Below are 2,530 nucleotides of genomic sequence, written 5' to 3' on the forward strand. Positions count from 1 at the left end.
GGCTGGATAAGATGGTCGTGCTTCTGACAGTGCGCGGCGAATTTGCCGAGGCGATGCTGATCGACGGCGGCGATAATCGCGCGCGCTTTCACGTCACGCTGGCGCCGCCGTCCAAACGCGCCGGCGACGCCGCGGCGCGCGACCGCGATACGGAGCATATCGACATCGAAATGCACTTTGCGGCGCTCGATCCCCCCGACGCCATCATGCGCGTCATCGACGAGTACACGCACCGGCTCATCCCGCGCCCCAAGCGCGGCGGCCCACCGACGAGGAGAACATCCATGCTTGAACACCCCGAGCACACCGGCCAGGACGGCATTGAGTTGATCAAACACTTCGAAGGGCTGCGCCTTCGCCGCTACCTCGATGCCGTCGGCAAGCCCACGATCGGCTACGGCCATCTGATCCTGCCGCACGAAACATTCGATGCGCCGCTCACGGCCGCCGCCGCTGAAAGCCTTTTGAAAAAAGATTTGCGCAGTCACGAACTCGCGTTGCGCAAGCTGGTTCGAATCGCCATCACGCAGCAGCAGTTCGACGCGCTCATGGGGTTCGTGTTCAACCTGGGTCCCGGGCGGCTGCAGTCGTCGACCTTGCTGCGTTGTTTGAATGCGGGCCAGTTCGATCGCGCGGCCGATCAATTCCTCGTTTGGAACAAGGCCGGAGGCAAGCCGCTCGCCGGGCTTACAAAACGCCGTCAAGCCGAACGTCAGTTGTTCCGCTCGTGACTCATCCGGAGGGAGCCCCATCATGGATGCACGCTCACGCCTTCGTGCGCGCGGGCACGCGGCCGCCGCAACATGAAGCATCAAGCGGCGAGCGTCCCGGGACGATGGTCATGGTGCCCGAGTAACGGGAACGCAAGCAGGGAATCCGGCCCATGTGACGGGATGCAGTTCACCCGTACGCTATCGACATCGGTATCGCAGAAGCCCAATCAAATCGAACCCCGACTAAAACGAATCCAACCCCCATCCTCTAAATAGGATTCCTAAATGAATCACTCGATGAGACACCAGCCATCGCTTCCATCGCACCCTGTTACGGGTGCGGCGCGCCTCGCCGCCGTTCGCCGTCAGGAAGCCGCCAGGCAGACGCGCGCCTCGACAGCCAGAACGATCGGCCGCGTCGCAGTGGCGGCCGCCATGGGCTTCGCGTTTGTTGCACTCGTCTCGAAGGCCGCGCTCGCTCAGGAAACCGAAGCAGCGCCGCTGCGAGGCTACGGAGCCGACCTGTCGCGCACCTCGGTATCCGGCTTGTCGTCCGGCGCGTTCATGGCCTCGCAATTCGACGTCGCTTTTTCCAGCAAGCTGACCGGCGCGGGCATCGTCGCCGGCGGCGAGTTCTATTGCGCCGGTGCGGCCGGCGTCAAACCGCTTTCGCTCGCTGCAGTCACCTCGTGCATGCAGCCGATCGGACCGGCGCCGAAAGCTGAAACGGCCTACAAGGATGCGCAGGCGTTCGCGGCCAAGGGCCTCATCGATGACCCGGTCAATCTGAAACGCCAACGCATCTATCTATTCAGCGGGGCCAAGGATTCGGTCGTCTCCACGAAAGTGGTCGACCAAGCCGATCGTTTTTTCCGGCTTGCGGGCGTTCCTGCAAAGGATATCGATTACGAAAAACTGCCGAACGCCGGGCACGCACTGCTGACGAATCGCGCGAGCGACATTGCATGCGACTCCAATAAAGACCCGTTCATCAACAATTGCGGCGTCGAACAGTCGCAGCAAATCCTGAAGTGGATCTACGGCACGCCCGGCGCACCACTGAATCCCCCGGCCGACAAAGCGACGGGCGATCTGATCGCATTCGATCAAACCGAGTTCGACCGCGCCCATCGGGCATCGCTGGCGCGCGTGGGTTATGTCTATGTGCCGCGAAGCTGCCAAGCCGCGGGCTGTGCGGTGCATGTCGTCTTTCACGGCTGCCTGCAAAACGTGCACAAGGTTGGGCTGCGTTTCGTGCGCGACACCGGCTACAACGAATTTGCCGATACGAACCGGATCATCGTCTTGTATCCGCAGATCGCGGCGTCGGATGAAGGCTCGCCGAGCAATCCGCTCGAATGCTGGGATTTCTGGGGCTATACGAGCGACGACGCCAGTCACCCCGATTTCTACACGCACGAGGCACCGCAAATGGCGGCGGTCATGAAGATGATCGTGCGCTTGCACGCTTCGCCCGCCACGACCACACGATAAGGATCCGCCATGCTCACCGCCGTCATCGCGCAATGGGAGAACGCGCAAAAAACCGCGCTCGACTTCGCCGACAAACTAGCCGCTCAAACGCACGCTTCAATGCTCAGTGCCGGCGTCGTGCCGAACGCCGACACCTGGAAAACGTTCACGAAAGCCGCGCTGAATCTGAGCCGCCAGTACAGCGACGCCATGCAATCGGCGCTCGACGACGGCTGGCGCAAGGAACGCGATCAATTGCAGCTGAAAGATGCGGCCGCCTCGATCAAGGCACTGGCCGAGATCCACACCGATCTGGCGACGCGTGTCACGCAGGGACAGACGCA

General features: G+C 62.2%; 2 protein-coding genes and 1 pseudogene. All 3 read left to right on the forward strand.

Going from position 1 to position 2,530, the window contains the following annotated elements; translation table 11 throughout:
- Window positions 1-731 (forward strand): lysozyme (locus ACTHL0_RS15930; RefSeq protein ID WP_440567776.1); only part of this gene is annotated, 731 nt, incomplete at its 5' end.
- A gap of 267 nt (window positions 732-998) precedes the next feature.
- Window positions 999-2,207, forward strand: a complete 1,209-nt coding sequence (locus ACTHL0_RS15935; RefSeq protein WP_440567777.1) for an extracellular catalytic domain type 2 short-chain-length polyhydroxyalkanoate depolymerase — start codon at window positions 999-1,001, stop codon at window positions 2,205-2,207.
- 9 nt (window positions 2,208-2,216) lie between these two features.
- Window positions 2,217-2,530 (forward strand): annotated as a pseudogene (locus ACTHL0_RS15940) (hypothetical protein); the annotation flags it as partial.

It is taken from the genome of Trinickia sp. (assembly GCF_051961175.1).
In the GTDB taxonomy this organism is placed as follows: Bacteria; Pseudomonadota; Gammaproteobacteria; order Burkholderiales; family Burkholderiaceae; genus Trinickia.